This window comes from Metabacillus sp. KUDC1714, assembly GCF_014217835.1.
Taxonomy (GTDB): Bacteria; Bacillota; Bacilli; order Bacillales; family Bacillaceae; genus Metabacillus; species Metabacillus rhizosphaerae.
This window is the reverse complement of record NZ_CP055263.1, coordinates 1,099,307-1,114,349: the sequence shown is the minus strand read 5'-3', so window position 1 is coordinate 1,114,349 and position 15,043 is coordinate 1,099,307. Positions and strand designations below refer to the sequence as shown.

Below are 15,043 nucleotides of genomic sequence, written 5' to 3'. Positions count from 1 at the left end.
TAATGGAAAACTGGATTACAGATATTATTGAACAATTTGGTTATATGGGGATCTTTCTTATGATTGCTTTAGAAAATGTATTTCCTCCGATTCCATCAGAAGTTATACTTACATTCGGGGGAATGTCGACGAACTTTACTAATTTATCAATACCAGGAGTTGTTTTGTCTGCAACAGCTGGTTCACTTGTTGGGGCAGCAATCCTGTATAAGATTGGTAATCTATTGGATGTAGAGAGACTTGAGAAAATTGTAGATCGGTGGGGGCATATTCTTCGAGTGAAAAAGAAAGATATCCATAGAGCTGATCACTGGTTTGATAAATATGGATACTGGACAGTGCTCGTTTGTAGGATCATTCCATTAATTAGAAGTCTTATATCAATTCCGGCTGGAATGTCTCGTTTAAATTTTTGGTTGTTTCTACTCTTTACTACAATTGGAACATTAGTATGGAATATCATTTTAGTTTCAGTTGGTGCTAAATTTGGCGAGTCATGGGAAGAAATCGTTCATTTTATGGACATTTACTCTAATATCATTTATGTTTTGATAGGGGTTGGGATGATTGTGGCCCTGCTACTATTTATTAAAAAAAGAAATACTTATAAGGGAGAATAATTTATGGATTTTCTAACACTTTTAAAAGCAGTCATCCTTGGATTAGTAGAAGGATTGACGGAATTTGCGCCAGTTTCTTCAACAGGTCATATGATTATTGTTGATGATATGTGGTTACAGTCAGAAGAATTTTTGGGGAAATATGTAGCGAATACATTTAAAATTGTGATTCAACTTGGTTCTATATTAGCTGTTGTTGTTGTCTTTAAGGATCGATTTATTGATTTACTAGGGTTAGGGCGTATAAACAAAAAATCAGGTTCAAATCAAAATCGTCTTAAGCTTTCACAGGTTATCGTAGGCTTGATTCCAGCTGGTGTATTAGGCGTACTTTTCGAAGATTATATTGATGAACATTTATTTTCAATCGAAACAGTATTAGTAGGTTTAGTGATTGGGGCCATTTTAATGATTTTAGCAGACATATTTGGTCCAAAGCAGCCTAAGATTGAAACAGTGGACCAAATCACTTATAAACAAGCGCTGTCTGTTGGATTCATCCAATGCTTATCACTTTGGCCTGGCTTCTCTAGATCAGGATCAACCATTTCAGGCGGAGTTTTACTAGGGATGAGTCATCGCGCAGCTGCTGATTTTACATTTATTATGGCAGTTCCAATTATGGCTGGTGCTAGTGGTATATCATTGTTGAAAAACTGGCAATACTTTACACTTGATGCGATGCCATTTTTCATTGCTGGGTTCATTAGTGCGTTTGTGTTTGCGTTAATTTCTATCCGCTTTTTCCTGAAGCTGATTAACAAAATTAAGCTTGTTCCATTTGCGATTTACCGAATTGTATTAGTGTTTGTTATTTATCTTGTTTATTTTTAATGTATGAGGGCTAAGATTTGCACAAACATTGTGCTTTCTTAGCCTTTCATTCTTTTGTATGAAGAATTATGGGAGGGAAAAATGAAGAAAAGTATAAAGGTTTTCATCATACTCTTTGGCCTACTCATTGGATTGTGCTATTGCTTTTTGCAAGTAATAAACTCGACAAGCTATCAATTATTCGGTGAAATTGTAAATAAGGTAGACACCAACGAGAAGGTTGTTGCCTTAACATTCGATGATGGGCCAACAAGTAAAACAGATGACATATTGGAAATACTCGATAAAAATAAAATTAAGGCTACCTTTTTCTTAACTGGAAGTGAAATTGAGGAAAATTTTGTAGAGGCTAAAGAAATTGTAAAAGCAGGACATGAAGTCGGAAATCATACGTATTCCCATCAAAGAATGGTATTCAAATCACCATCCTTTGTTAAAGAAGAAATAGAAAAGACGGATAAACTGATTAGGGAAGCGGGATACCAAGGAGAGATTCTATTTAGACCACCTTATGGGAAGAAGTTCATCTTTTTGCCAAAATACTTAGAAGAACATAATCGACCATCAATAGTATGGAATATAGAGCCGGAAACAGATGGAAATATTGGAGCCGATTCTGAAAAAATCATTGATCATGTTCGTTCCAATGTTGAAAATGGCTCAATTATCTTATTGCATGTTATGTATGAAAGTCGAAAAGAATCACTTGAAACAGTTGAGGGGATTATCAAAGAGTTACATGAACAGGGGTATGAATTTAAAACCGTGACTGAACTCCTTGAATATGAGAGGACTAGTAATTAGTAGGTTTTGTCAGAAATTATTTTGACATTTTTTTATTAAGGAAATTATAAATGAAACATAGCAAGGGGTTACACGTATATACAAGTATAGAAAGGACGTGTAAGCATTGACTAGATATTCTATTGATGAATTTATTAAACAAACTGAACAAGAGGATAAAGGTGAAGGGTTGTTTGAATTAGAGAGTCCACGTATTCTCGAAGTGAACCTAGAAAGTCAAGTTTGGGCTAAAGCTGGATCAATGATCGCATATAACGGAAGAATTAAATTTGAACGCGAAGGTATTTTAGAGCATGGACTAGGAAAATCATTTAAAAAGGCACTAACTGGTGAAGGTACTTCTTTAATGAAGGCAACTGGTCAAGGAAAGTTATATCTTGCAGATGAAGGGAAAAAGGTGATTATTCTTCAATTGCAAAATGATGTAATCTTTGTGAATGGTAATGATCTACTCGCATTTGAACAAAGCATACAATGGGATATTAAACTTATGAAACGTATTGCAGGTATGATGGCTGGAGGCTTGTTCAATGTTCGGTGTGAGGGAACAGGGATGGTCGCTATTACCTCTCATTATGAGCCACTCACATTAAAGGTAACACCAGGAAGACCTGTTATCACTGATCCGAATGCGACGGTGGCCTGGTCAGGAAATTTACAACCAGAATTTCAAACAGATATTACGTTAAAAACATTTTTTGGACGTGGGAGCGGTGAATCGATACAAATGAAATTTGAGGGGGATGGCTTTGTAGTTGTTCAGCCGTATGAAGAGGTTCACATGAATCCGAATAGGTAAAACTAGTTTTTCGTTTTAAAAGCAACAATCGCTTAAAAAAGAGCCTTAAATAATCATTACTATTTTCGAACGTTATGGTTCATTTCAGAAATGATAATAGGTAGACTAACAATATTATTATCTTGACTTTTGTTTGGCTTATTGTTTAGTATAGAGTTATTAAAAAGTGGAAGGGTGTAGTAAGTACATGATTTTATAATCCTATTTTCAAGAAAAACATTCGTTATAAGTTGCATTGATGTTTTTTTGAATGGGATAATCTGTACTTTTTAAGGTCGATAAAACCCTTAATACGGAATAAGATTTTAAGTGCTCTTTTCCTGTTCAGAAAATCAATCTGTTTTTAGCGATATCTTTTCTGGATAGGATTAGTAGTGTGCCTATATAGACAAAATGAAATTTATTAATTATTTCTTTTGCTGTATGACATTGCCTCCTGTTCAGATTTGGATGGGAGGTTTTTTATGTTTCATTGGAGATATATTAATCAAAGAGCATATCCCAAATTAGAATTCAATATGGAAAGAGAGGCTGTCACACATGTCAGCAGAGCAAAGGAAAAAGATGATCATTTTAATGATTAATATGTTTATTGCGATAGGAAGTTTCGGAATTATAATCCCGATCTTACCAGCATATTTAGAGTCAATTAATCAAGGGGGAACAGCTGCGGGGCTTATGATTGCTATTTTTGCAGGAGCTCAATTGATTTTTTCTCCAATTGCTGGAAAATGGGCTGATCAATATGGACGTAGAAAGATGATAATTTACGGACTAATAGGTTTAACCTTATCAATGTTTGTTTTTTATGCGGTTAATTCTATTTGGTTGTTATATGCTTCACGTGTTATCGGAGGAATTGGAGCTGCCTTACTAATACCAGCGATATTTGCTTATGTGGCAGATATAACGACGTTGGAGCAACGTGCGAAAGGGAATAGCTTAGTATCTGCAGCAATGTCACTTGGAATCGTCGTTGGACCAGGTATTGGCGGATTCTTAGCTGATTTTGGATTAAAAATCCCGTTTTTAGTTTCTGCAATTGTTTCACTTTTTGCAGTGGCATTCTCTGTTCTTGTTCTGAAGGAAAGTGAAATAAAACAAACCTCTACAGCGAATAATTTGCCAAAGGATGACGAATCAATGGTAAGAAAAATCGTTCGGTCTGTTAAGATGCCATTCTTCATTCCGCTGATTATTACCCTTGTGATGAGTTTTGGCTTAATGGCATATGAATCAGTTATTGGACTTTTTGTTGATAACCAGTTCGGTGCAACGCCACAGGAAATTGCGCTTATGATTACGTCAACGGGTATTGTTAGTGTTATTGTGCAGCTTTTTGTAGTAGATCGAATTGTAAGTCGGTTTGGAGAAGGGAATGTGCTAAATATCTTTTTGGGAGTTGCAGCTATTGGCTTTTTTCTTTCCCTATTTGCTACAAGTTATGGGTTTTTCTTTGGAATCTCTTTATTAATATTCCTTGCAACGTCTATACTTCGTCCGGTTTTGAATACTCTTATCTCAAAGATGGCAGGCAACGAGCAAGGTTTTGCTATGGGTATGAATAATGCGTATATGAGTATCGGGAATGTTTTAGGGCCAACACTTGCGGGGATGTTATATGATGTTCAAATAACCTATCCATTCATTTTAGGGCTTATCCTTTTAGTTGTAACACTATCAATTGCAATGGTCTGGCAAAAGCGCTTATTAAAGCAGCAAAATATGCAGATTAAACCAGAGAGAGTGTAGAAGTGCTTATACTATAGAAGAAACTCGTATTTAGTAGATATTTTTTATAGAAGTGGTATGCATTTAAAGAATCATTCTACTAATTTCATTTAAATACACTTTAATCATTCCGATAAGAAGGGTCTATACAAGACCTTTCTTATTTTTTGTAGAAAGGTAATTGCCTGTAGCTTATAAATATAAGTTGCAAAGGAGTTAATTATTTTATAATTGTTTATTGACTTTAATTTGATTCTGTTATATTATTAAATTCCTGTCGAATTGATAGGCAAATGTCTTCCGAAGTGGTTTTAAAAAATATGTTGACTTTAAAATTTAAATTTGATATATTATAAAGGTCGCTTCTGAGTGAAATGACACAAGCAAATGATCTTTGAAAACTAAACAAAACCAAGCGTGCCAAACGTTAATTTTAATTAACAAAACAACGTACTATATAGTACAAAAAAAGCTAAGGAACTTCTGCTAAGTTCCGTCACGTCCTGTGACGAACGCAGAAGTCAGCACATCATGTGCAAGTCAAACTACTTTATTGGAGAGTTTGATCCTGGCTCAGGACGAACGCTGGCGGCGTGCCTAATACATGCAAGTCGAGCGAATCAATGGGAGCTTGCTCCCTGAGATTAGCGGCGGACGGGTGAGTAACACGTGGGTAACCTGCCTGTAAGATTGGGATAACTCCGGGAAACCGGAGCTAATACCGGATAACATTTTGAACCGCATGGTTCAGAATTGAAAGATGGTTTCGGCTATCACTTACAGATGGACCCGCGGCGCATTAGCTAGTTGGTGAGGTAACGGCTCACCAAGGCAACGATGCGTAGCCGACCTGAGAGGGTGATCGGCCACACTGGGACTGAGACACGGCCCAGACTCCTACGGGAGGCAGCAGTAGGGAATCTTCCGCAATGGACGAAAGTCTGACGGAGCAACGCCGCGTGAACGATGAAGGCCTTCGGGTCGTAAAGTTCTGTTGTTAGGGAAGAACAAGTACCAGAGTAACTGCTGGTACCTTGACGGTACCTAACCAGAAAGCCACGGCTAACTACGTGCCAGCAGCCGCGGTAATACGTAGGTGGCAAGCGTTGTCCGGAATTATTGGGCGTAAAGCGTACGCAGGCGGTTTCTTAAGTCTGATGTGAAAGCCCACGGCTCAACCGTGGAGGGTCATTGGAAACTGGGGAACTTGAGTACAGAAGAGGAGAGTGGAATTCCACGTGTAGCGGTGAAATGCGTAGAGATGTGGAGGAACACCAGTGGCGAAGGCGACTCTCTGGTCTGTAACTGACGCTGAGGTACGAAAGCGTGGGGAGCGAACAGGATTAGATACCCTGGTAGTCCACGCCGTAAACGATGAGTGCTAAGTGTTAGAGGGTTTCCGCCCTTTAGTGCTGCAGCAAACGCATTAAGCACTCCGCCTGGGGAGTACGGTCGCAAGACTGAAACTCAAAGGAATTGACGGGGGCCCGCACAAGCGGTGGAGCATGTGGTTTAATTCGAAGCAACGCGAAGAACCTTACCAGGTCTTGACATCCCACTGCCCGGTATAGAGATATACCTTTCCCTTCGGGGACAGTGGTGACAGGTGGTGCATGGTTGTCGTCAGCTCGTGTCGTGAGATGTTGGGTTAAGTCCCGCAACGAGCGCAACCCTTGATCTTAGTTGCCAGCATTTAGTTGGGCACTCTAAGGTGACTGCCGGTGACAAACCGGAGGAAGGTGGGGATGACGTCAAATCATCATGCCCCTTATGACCTGGGCTACACACGTGCTACAATGGATGGTACAAAGGGCTGCAAGACCGCGAGGTCAAGCCAATCCCATAAAACCATTCTCAGTTCGGATTGCAGGCTGCAACTCGCCTGCATGAAGCTGGAATCGCTAGTAATCGCGGATCAGCATGCCGCGGTGAATACGTTCCCGGGCCTTGTACACACCGCCCGTCACACCACGAGAGTTTGTAACACCCGAAGTCGGTGGGGTAACCGTAAGGAGCCAGCCGCCTAAGGTGGGACAGATGATTGGGGTGAAGTCGTAACAAGGTAGCCGTATCGGAAGGTGCGGCTGGATCACCTCCTTTCTAAGGAAAATGAGGCACACTTGGTTTTTGTTTAGTTTTGAGAGATCATACTGATCTTTCAATATGTAAGAAAAGACATAGGAGTTTAAATGCATCTAGCATTTGCACATCCTGTGCTTTATGTTCCTTGAAAACTAGATAACGATAACAATTCAAGTAATTCACTGAGTTTAAACGCTTAGTTTAGTGATTCTCTTAATGATTGATTTAAATGACATTTTTAATGTCGAAGGTTAAGTTGTTAAGGGCGCACGGTGGATGCCTTGGCACTAGGAGCCGATGAAGGACGGTACTAACACCGATATGCTTCGGGGAGCTGTAAGTAAGCTTTGATCCGGAGATTTCCGAATGGGGAAACCCACTGCTCGTAATGGAGTAGTATTTTTACCTGAATACATAGGGTAATAAAGGCAGACCCGGGGAACTGAAACATCTAAGTACCCGGAGGAAGAGAAAGCAAACGCGATTTCCTGAGTAGCGGCGAGCGAAACGGAATTAGCCCAAACCAAGAGGCTTGCCTCTTGGGGTTGTAGGACACTCTATACGGAGTTACAAAGGAACGAAGTAAATGAAGAGGTCTGGAAAGGCCCGTCAAAGAAGGTAACAACCCTGTAGTTGAAACTTCGTTCCCTCCAGAGTGGATCCTGAGTACGGCGGGACACGAGAAATCCCGTCGGAAGCAGGGAGGACCATCTCCCAAGGCTAAATACTCCCTAGTGACCGATAGTGAACCAGTACCGTGAGGGAAAGGTGAAAAGCACCCCGGAAGGGGAGTGAAATAGATCCTGAAACCGTGTGCCTACAAGTAGTCAAAGCCCGTTAATGGGTAATGGCGTGCCTTTTGTAGAATGAACCGGCGAGTTACGATCCCGTGCAAGGTTAAGTTGATGAGACGGAGCCGCAGCGAAAGCGAGTCTGAATAGGGCGAAAGAGTACGTGGTCGTAGACCCGAAACCAGGTGATCTACCCATGTCCAGGGTGAAGTTCAGGTAACACTGAATGGAGGCCCGAACCCACGCACGTTGAAAAGTGCGGGGATGAGGTGTGGGTAGCGGAGAAATTCCAATCGAACCTGGAGATAGCTGGTTCTCTCCGAAATAGCTTTAGGGCTAGCCTTGAATTTAGAGTCTTGGAGGTAGAGCACTGATTGGACTAGGGGCCCCCAACGGGTTACCGAATTCAGTCAAACTCCGAATGCCAAAGACTTATATTCAGGAGTCAGACTGCGAGTGATAAGATCCGTAGTCAAGAGGGAAACAGCCCAGACCACCAGCTAAGGTCCCAAAGTATACGTTAAGTGGAAAAGGATGTGGAGTTGCTTAGACAACCAGGATGTTGGCTTAGAAGCAGCCACCATTTAAAGAGTGCGTAATAGCTCACTGGTCGAGTGACTCTGCGCCGAAAATGTACCGGGGCTAAACGTATCACCGAAGCTGTGGACTGTTCTTTTAGAACAGTGGTAGGAGAGCGTTCTAAGGGCTGTGAAGCTAGACCGTAAGGACTAGTGGAGCGCTTAGAAGTGAGAATGCCGGTATGAGTAGCGAAAGAGGGGTGAGAATCCCCTCCACCGAATGCCTAAGGTTTCCTGAGGAAGGCTCGTCCGCTCAGGGTAAGTCGGGACCTAAGCCGAGGCCGAAAGGCGTAGGCGATGGACAACAGGTTGAAATTCCTGTACCACCTCCTCACCATTTGAGCAATGGGGGGACGCAGAAGGATAGGGTAAGCGCGCTGTTGGATATGCGCGTCCAAGCAGTTAGGCTGACAACGAGGCAAATCCCGTTGTCGTATAAGGCTGAGCTGTGATGGCGAGGGAACTATAGTACCGAAGTTCCTGATTCCACACTGCCAAGAAAAGCCTCTAGCGAGGTGAGAGGTGCCCGTACCGCAAACCGACACAGGTAGGCGAGGAGAGAATCCTAAGGTGAGCGAGAGAACTCTCGTTAAGGAACTCGGCAAAATGACCCCGTAACTTCGGGAGAAGGGGTGCTTTTTAGGGTGAATAGCCCGGAAAAGCCGCAGTGAATAGGCCCAGGCGACTGTTTAGCAAAAACACAGGTCTCTGCGAAGCCGCAAGGCGAAGTATAGGGGCTGACGCCTGCCCGGTGCTGGAAGGTTAAGGGGAGAGGTTAGCGTAAGCGAAGCTTTGAACCGAAGCCCCAGTAAACGGCGGCCGTAACTATAACGGTCCTAAGGTAGCGAAATTCCTTGTCGGGTAAGTTCCGACCCGCACGAAAGGCGTAACGATCTGGGCACTGTCTCAACGAGAGACTCGGTGAAATTATAGTACCTGTGAAGATGCAGGTTACCCGCGACAGGACGGAAAGACCCCGTGGAGCTTTACTGTAGCCTGATATTGAATTTTGGTACAGCTTGTACAGGATAGGTAGGAGCCTGAGAAGCCGGAGCGCTAGCTTCGGTGGAGGCGTCGGTGGGATACTACCCTGGCTGTATTGAAATTCTAACCCACAGCCCTTATCGGGCTGGGAGACAGTGTCAGGTGGGCAGTTTGACTGGGGCGGTCGCCTCCTAAAATGTAACGGAGGCGCCCAAAGGTTCCCTCAGAATGGTTGGAAATCATTCGTAGAGTGTAAAGGCACAAGGGAGCTTGACTGCGAGACCTACAAGTCGAGCAGGGACGAAAGTCGGGCTTAGTGATCCGGTGGTTCCGCATGGAAGGGCCATCGCTCAACGGATAAAAGCTACCCCGGGGATAACAGGCTTATCTCCCCCAAGAGTCCACATCGACGGGGAGGTTTGGCACCTCGATGTCGGCTCATCGCATCCTGGGGCTGTAGTCGGTCCCAAGGGTTGGGCTGTTCGCCCATTAAAGCGGTACGCGAGCTGGGTTCAGAACGTCGTGAGACAGTTCGGTCCCTATCCGTCGTGGGCGTAGGAAATTTGAGAGGAGCTGTCCTTAGTACGAGAGGACCGGGATGGACGCACCGCTGGTGTACCAGTTGTCTTGCCAAAGGCATAGCTGGGTAGCTATGTGCGGAAGGGATAAGTGCTGAAAGCATCTAAGCATGAAGCCCCCCTCAAGATGAGATTTCCCATAGCGTAAGCTAGTAAGATCCCTGAAAGATGATCAGGTTGATAGGTCTGAGGTGGAAGCGCGGTGACGTGTGGAGCTGACAGATACTAATCGATCGAGGACTTAACCTATTAGAAAAGCGGAAGAAGATTAGCTTTTATCCATAGGGAATTGGAGCGATCGAGAAGAAGTCGTTCTTTGACTTCGTACGAGAGAGTGAAATTAACGTAGGATTTGGCTTCTGTAGCTGGACAAAGTAAAAGCGTAAACTAAACTTAGTGAATTGAATTGTGAATCGTTATCTAGTTTTGAAGGAATATCCCTTCAATTTAATATTTTATCTGGTAATGATGGCGAAGAGGCCACACCCGTTCCCATGCCGAACACGGAAGTTAAGCTCTTCAGCGCCGATGGTAGTTGGGGGTTTCCCCCTGTGAGAGTAGGACGTTGCCAGGTAAAAGCCCCTTATTTGGGGCTATTATTTTGTCGAATTTTATCCTATTTTTAGTTAGCCGGGGTGGCGGAACTGGCAGACGCACAGGACTTAAAATCCTGCGGTAGGTGACTACCGTACCGGTTCGATTCCGGTCCTCGGCACCACTTACAAAATGCGCCCGTAGCTCAATTGGATAGAGCGTTTGACTACGGATCAAAAGGTTAGGGGTTCGACTCCTCTCGGGCGCGCCATTAAGTTTAAAAGTAGTCTGAAGATTTATTTTGGGGCCTTAGCTCAGCTGGGAGAGCGCCTGCTTTGCACGCAGGAGGTCAGCGGTTCGATCCCGCTAGGCTCCACCATATAGTTAAATAATAAATTTCCATTTTGGCGGTGTAGCTCAGCTGGCTAGAGCGTACGGTTCATACCCGTGAGGTCGTGGGTTCGACTCCCTCCGCCGCTACCAATTTGGACCTTTAGCTCAGCTGGTTAGAGCAGACGGCTCATAACCGTCCGGTCGTAGGTTCGAGTCCTACAAGGTCCACCAGTTTCCATCATATTACGGAGGAATACCCAAGTCCGGCTGAAGGGATCGGTCTTGAAAACCGACAGGGGTGTCAAAACCCGCGGGGGTTCGAATCCCCCTTCCTCCTCCATATTTTTAAAATTTTATATTTTATTATCGCGGGGTGGAGCACGAACGAATATGCTTCATTGATTAACATCAGCGCACCGATTGAACTGCATCTTGAATTTACTTCCTGAAATCGGGACGGTCCGTATAAGCAGAAACAATATGCATAGAATATCTTTATTATTTTTATTATCGCGGGGTGGAGCAGTCTGGTAGCTCGTCGGGCTCATAACCCGAAGGTCGCAGGTTCAAATCCTGTCCCCGCAACCAAATGGTCCGGTAGTTCAGTTGGTTAGAATGCCTGCCTGTCACGCAGGAGGTCGCGGGTTCGAGTCCCGTCCGGACCGCCATTTTTATTATGATAATATTTACTTTTTTACTAATCTTAAGTAAAAGGGTTTCGGTAAGCTAAAAGGTCGAGGAAACGACTAAACGAACACCGGAGCGTATGTCAATACGTGAGGATGTGAGTGCAGGAGTTGACGAAGAGATTTGAAGCTTAACGGAAGCCGTAAACAATTTATGGCTCGGTAGCTCAGTTGGTAGAGCAATGGACTGAAAATCCATGTGTCGGCGGTTCGATTCCGTCCCGAGCCACCATTTTTTAGATTAAATTTAACTCTTGTGGCGATTGTGGCGAAGTGGTTAACGCACCTGATTGTGGTTCAGGCATTCGTGGGTTCGATTCCCATCAGTCGCCCCATTTACTTGCGGGTGTAGTTTAGTGGTAAAACCTCAGCCTTCCAAGCTGATGATGAGGGTTCGATTCCCTTCACCCGCTCCAATTTTTAAAAGGGGGCCTATAGCTCAGCTGGTTAGAGCGCACGCCTGATAAGCGTGAGGTCGATGGTTCGAGTCCATTTAGGCCCACCATTTCATATTTTTATTCCGCAGTAGCTCAGTGGTAGAGCTATCGGCTGTTAACCGATCGGTCGTAGGTTCGAGTCCTACCTGCGGAGCCATTTTACTTGGAGTAATCCTCAAAATGGCTGAAGAACACCTCTCTTAGAGTGAGAGTTTTGAAGTTTTCTTCTACTGTAAATATAGTGCGCCTTTAGCTCAGCAGGATAGAGCAACAGCCTTCTAAGCTGTCGGTCAGAGGTTCGAATCCTCTAAGGCGCGTAATCACAAAAAGCAAAAACTAGTCAACCATACAGGTTGGCTTTTTTTATTGGAAAAAGATACTATATGTTAGATTAAAGGCTTTTCTATATGTTAACCTCCAAAAAGTGATTGGATCCATAATGTTTATAATATGATTTCAAAAATTAATTTATTTATATAAATTAATTAAAGTATTTAATAATAAACTTGAATTATTTAATTTTTGTATTAAAATATAGATATAAACGTGAAAGGGGAGAATCATGGCTTATCCATTGATAACAGATTGTCCAGTATGCACTAAGAAGTTGAAAGTTACAAAATTACATTGTTCAAATTGCCAAACAACTATTGAAAATGAATTTGAGATGTCTAAATTTTTTTCTCTAGAACAGGAGCAGCTTCAATTTATCGAAGTTTTTTTAAAATGTAGGGGAAATATTAAAGAAGTAGAAAAGGAGCTATCCATATCTTACCCTACAGTCCGTGGAAAACTAAATGAAATTATTGAAGCGCTTGGATATGCTGCACAATCAAAAAGTAAGATCGATAAGAAAAAGGTAATTTCAATGCTAGAATCGGGTGAAATAACTCCTGAAGAGGCAATTAACATGATTAAGGAAGGTGAGGCGGATGCATATGAAAGAGGAAATAGCTAAAGTGATGGCCATGGTACAAGAAGGAAAGCTTGATGTAGAAAAGGCAGCTGAACTTCTACAGGTGATGAGAGGAACAGAAACAAGAAATCTAGCGGAAAAAGAAGTAGATTACAATAAAAAGATGCTCAGAGTACAAGTTGTATCTACTGAGGGAGATAATATTAATGTGAATGTGCCAATCAATCTAGTTAAAGCTGTTTTAAAAGCTGGCCATGGAATTGCGAGCAAGGTTCCGCAAGCAGAAATGTATGTAAAAGACATTGATATTGATCTTCTTCTGCAAGCGATAGAAAACGAAATAGACGGACAAATCGTTGATATTACCTCTGCAAACGGCGATAAGGTATCCGTTATTATTGAGTGAGATAAATGATTAAAGTAACGATTGTAACAAAGAAAAATTATCACTTTGTTGTCCCAGTTCCTTATTTTGTTTTGAATTGCTGTGGCTCTCTTTTATCGTCACATGCTTTTTGGAAACAGGTAAAAAAATGGACAAAACAAGATTCTAAAGTAAGTGTATGGCTTCCTGATTCATTGGATAAAATGACATTTAAAGTATTAGTGTCCTCCTTGAAGGCTCACAAAGGATTACTGTTAGTGGATGTCAAATTGAATGATAATATGAAGGTTAAAGTGAAATTATAATGTTGTAGATTTTAAGAGTGTAGGCTAATGTCTTCATTTAGTGATTATATAGTATTAAGGAAACAACATAAATAGATTAAAGGAGACACACATTTGAATACTGAGAATAACAAAATAGGCTTTGTTGTTGCTGGTTTGCTATTAGCTATATTGATGTCATCGATGGACAATACGATTGTAGCAACAGCGATGGGGACAATTGTTTCAGATTTGGGTGGCCTTGATAAATTCATATGGGTAACTTCTGCCTATATGGTAGCTGAGATGGCCGGTATGCCAATCTTTGGGAAGTTGTCTGACATGTTTGGACGCAAACGATTTTTCATCTTAGGGATTGTTCTTTTTTTATTCGGTTCCATTCTTTGCGGTACAGCACAAAGTATTGAGCAGCTTAGCGTTTATCGAGCTATACAAGGAATTGGCGGAGGTGCGCTAATCCCAATCACCTTTACCATTCTTTTTGATATTTTCCCACCAGAAAAACGAGGGAAAATGACAGGCTTGTTTGGAGCAGTTTTTGGACTTTCAAGTATTTTTGGTCCGTTGCTAGGTGCTTATATTACGGATTACATAAGCTGGCATTGGATTTTCTACATTAATCTTCCGCTCGGGCTAATTTCATTCTTTTTAATTTTTAAATATTATCAAGAATCTCTAGAGCATTCTAAGCAAAAGATTGATTGGATTGGTGCTTTTACCCTTGTGGGTGCGGTTATTTGTCTTATGTTTGCATTAGAGCTTGGTGGAAACGAATATGATTGGGACTCAATTAATATTATTAGTTTATTTGTAGGCTTTGTCATTTTATTTATAACATTTTTAGTTGTCGAAACGAAAGCATCAGACCCGGTTATTTCGTTTAACATGTTTAAGGACAGATTATTTGCTTCTAGTACTCTTGTAGGCTTGTTTTATGGAATAGCCTTCATAGTCGCTTCAATCTATATCCCTCTTTACGTACAAGGTGTCACAGGGGGAACTGCTACAAATTCTGGACTTATTCTTCTGCCTATGATGCTAGGTGTTGTCGTTTCTAGTCAGCTGGGGGCAATCTTAGCGTCAAGGATTGGATATCGGAATGTGATGATGGCTTTCGCAGCTATCTTCATTATTGGAATCTACCTTCTAGGTACACTGACAGTGGATACACCTAAATTGATCTTAACGTTGTACATGATTATTGTTGGTCTTGGAACAGGAGCTTCCTTTTCTGTATTAAGCATGGCTGCGATTCATCATATGGATGCAAGACAAAGGGGCTCAGCCAATTCAACAATCTCTTTTGTACGACAACTTGGAATGACAATTGGAATAACAGTTTATGGAATTATCCAGCGGAACATCTTTTCAGAACATATGAATGACTCTTTCGAAGGCAGCGGGCAAGCGTTTCAGGGAAGTGATCCACGGTCTCTTTTATCACCTGAAGCAAGAAAAGCAATTCCTGAACCAATACTTGAAAAAATCACAGATGCATTATCTAGTTCAATTGCCCAAACATTTATGTGGGCGTTGATCCCTGCTGCTCTTGTTATTGTTTTTGTTTTTATGTTGACGAATGACAAACTTGCAATGTCCACTCCTGCAACAAAGCAGGAACCACAGACTGAATAGCGAAAATTATTAATAAAGTAGTAAGAGCTTAT

General features: G+C 42.0%; 9 protein-coding genes, 14 tRNA genes and 3 rRNA genes. All 26 read left to right on the top strand.

From position 1 onward, the window contains the following. Positions 1 to 2 precede the first annotated feature (2 nt). The 26 genes from HUW50_RS05470 (at position 3) to HUW50_RS05345 (ending at position 15,011) form a co-directional block, all read left to right on the top strand. Positions 3 to 620, top strand: coding sequence for a DedA family protein (locus tag HUW50_RS05470; RefSeq protein WP_066328952.1), 618 nt, complete (start codon positions 3 to 5; stop codon positions 618 to 620). A 3-nt stretch (positions 621 to 623) separates the two neighbouring features. Continuing rightward, on the top strand, positions 624 to 1,454 hold the full coding sequence (locus HUW50_RS05465; protein ID WP_066328950.1) for an undecaprenyl-diphosphate phosphatase: 831 nt from the start codon (positions 624 to 626) through the stop codon (positions 1,452 to 1,454). 81 nt (positions 1,455 to 1,535) lie between these two features. Continuing rightward, positions 1,536 to 2,258, top strand: a complete 723-nt coding sequence (locus HUW50_RS05460; RefSeq protein WP_066328949.1) for a polysaccharide deacetylase family protein — start codon at positions 1,536 to 1,538, stop codon at positions 2,256 to 2,258. A gap of 106 nt (positions 2,259 to 2,364) precedes the next feature. Continuing rightward, a complete protein-coding gene (locus HUW50_RS05455; protein WP_066328948.1) occupies positions 2,365 to 3,057 on the top strand; it encodes an AIM24 family protein in 693 nt (230 codons plus the stop codon). 540 nt (positions 3,058 to 3,597) lie between these two features. Continuing rightward, positions 3,598 to 4,809 carry an MFS transporter gene (locus tag HUW50_RS05450; RefSeq protein ID WP_066328944.1) on the top strand — a complete coding sequence of 404 codons (1,212 nt, stop codon included), beginning with the start codon at positions 3,598 to 3,600 and terminating at the stop codon, positions 4,807 to 4,809. A 529-nt stretch (positions 4,810 to 5,338) separates the two neighbouring features. Continuing rightward, a 16S ribosomal RNA gene (locus HUW50_RS05445) occupies positions 5,339 to 6,888 on the top strand. Between the two features lie 231 nt (positions 6,889 to 7,119). Next, positions 7,120 to 10,050, top strand: a 23S ribosomal RNA gene (locus HUW50_RS05440). Between the two features lie 209 nt (positions 10,051 to 10,259). After that, positions 10,260 to 10,375: ribosomal RNA gene (gene rrf / locus HUW50_RS05435) — 5S ribosomal RNA — on the top strand. The 16S, 23S and 5S rRNA genes sit together here with 14 tRNA genes alongside, the layout of an rRNA operon. A 55-nt stretch (positions 10,376 to 10,430) precedes the next feature. Next, positions 10,431 to 10,519: transfer RNA gene (locus HUW50_RS05430), tRNA-Leu, on the top strand. 10 nt (positions 10,520 to 10,529) lie between these two features. Next, a tRNA-Arg gene (locus HUW50_RS05425) sits at positions 10,530 to 10,606 on the top strand. Between the two features lie 32 nt (positions 10,607 to 10,638). Then, positions 10,639 to 10,714, top strand: a tRNA-Ala gene (locus HUW50_RS05420). Positions 10,715 to 10,741: 27 nt separating this feature from the next. Then, positions 10,742 to 10,818 (top strand) — tRNA-Met (locus tag HUW50_RS05415). 4 nt (positions 10,819 to 10,822) lie between these two features. Further along, positions 10,823 to 10,899, top strand: a tRNA-Ile gene (locus HUW50_RS05410). A gap of 16 nt (positions 10,900 to 10,915) precedes the next feature. Further along, positions 10,916 to 11,008 (top strand) — tRNA-Ser (locus HUW50_RS05405). Between the two features lie 171 nt (positions 11,009 to 11,179). Next, positions 11,180 to 11,256 (top strand) — tRNA-Met (locus HUW50_RS05400). 3 nt (positions 11,257 to 11,259) lie between these two features. Next, a tRNA-Asp gene (locus tag HUW50_RS05395) sits at positions 11,260 to 11,336 on the top strand. Positions 11,337 to 11,510: 174 nt separating this feature from the next. After that, positions 11,511 to 11,586, top strand: a tRNA-Phe gene (locus HUW50_RS05390). Positions 11,587 to 11,613: 27 nt separating this feature from the next. Continuing rightward, positions 11,614 to 11,689: transfer RNA gene (locus tag HUW50_RS05385), tRNA-His, on the top strand. A gap of 7 nt (positions 11,690 to 11,696) precedes the next feature. Beyond that, positions 11,697 to 11,770, top strand: a tRNA-Gly gene (locus HUW50_RS05380). Between the two features lie 12 nt (positions 11,771 to 11,782). Then, a tRNA-Ile gene (locus tag HUW50_RS05375) sits at positions 11,783 to 11,859 on the top strand. 14 nt (positions 11,860 to 11,873) lie between these two features. Beyond that, positions 11,874 to 11,948 (top strand) — tRNA-Asn (locus HUW50_RS05370). Positions 11,949 to 12,034: 86 nt separating this feature from the next. Continuing rightward, positions 12,035 to 12,108 (top strand) — tRNA-Arg (locus HUW50_RS05365). A 245-nt stretch (positions 12,109 to 12,353) separates the two neighbouring features. After that, positions 12,354 to 12,749 (top strand): DUF2089 domain-containing protein, encoded by a 396-nt coding sequence (locus tag HUW50_RS05360; RefSeq protein ID WP_066329703.1) that lies wholly within the window; start codon positions 12,354 to 12,356, stop codon positions 12,747 to 12,749. Further along, the gene (locus HUW50_RS05355) at positions 12,730 to 13,113 is read left to right on the top strand and encodes an SHOCT-like domain-containing protein (protein WP_066329960.1); all 384 of its coding nucleotides are present in this window, start codon (positions 12,730 to 12,732) and stop codon (positions 13,111 to 13,113) included. Before HUW50_RS05360 ends, HUW50_RS05355 begins: the two co-directional genes overlap by 20 nt. A 5-nt stretch (positions 13,114 to 13,118) precedes the next feature. Continuing rightward, complete coding sequence (locus HUW50_RS05350) at positions 13,119 to 13,397, top strand: hypothetical protein (protein ID WP_066329705.1); 279 nt, start codon at positions 13,119 to 13,121, stop codon at positions 13,395 to 13,397. A 93-nt stretch (positions 13,398 to 13,490) separates the two neighbouring features. Beyond that, positions 13,491 to 15,011: an MDR family MFS transporter gene (locus HUW50_RS05345; RefSeq protein ID WP_185653748.1), complete on the top strand. Its 1,521-nt coding sequence runs from the start codon at positions 13,491 to 13,493 to the stop codon at positions 15,009 to 15,011. The last annotated feature ends 32 nt before the right edge of the window (positions 15,012 to 15,043 follow it).

What these genes read in the sequence shown, in the direction of transcription:
- HUW50_RS05360 (WP_066329703.1), top strand. Translation starts at nt 12,354, where the DNA reads ATGGCTTATCCATTGATAACAGATTGTCCAGTATGCACTAAGAAGTTG.
- HUW50_RS05355 (WP_066329960.1), top strand. Translation starts at nt 12,730, where the DNA reads ATGAAAGAGGAAATAGCTAAAGTGATGGCCATGGTACAAGAAGGAAAG.
- HUW50_RS05465 (WP_066328950.1), top strand. Translation starts at nt 624, where the DNA reads ATGGATTTTCTAACACTTTTAAAAGCAGTCATCCTTGGATTAGTAGAA.
- HUW50_RS05350 (WP_066329705.1), top strand. Translation starts at nt 13,119, where the DNA reads ATGATTAAAGTAACGATTGTAACAAAGAAAAATTATCACTTTGTTGTC.
- HUW50_RS05450 (WP_066328944.1), top strand. Translation starts at nt 3,598, where the DNA reads ATGTCAGCAGAGCAAAGGAAAAAGATGATCATTTTAATGATTAATATG.
- HUW50_RS05460 (WP_066328949.1), top strand. Translation starts at nt 1,536, where the DNA reads ATGAAGAAAAGTATAAAGGTTTTCATCATACTCTTTGGCCTACTCATT.
- HUW50_RS05470 (WP_066328952.1), top strand. Translation starts at nt 3, where the DNA reads ATGGAAAACTGGATTACAGATATTATTGAACAATTTGGTTATATGGGG.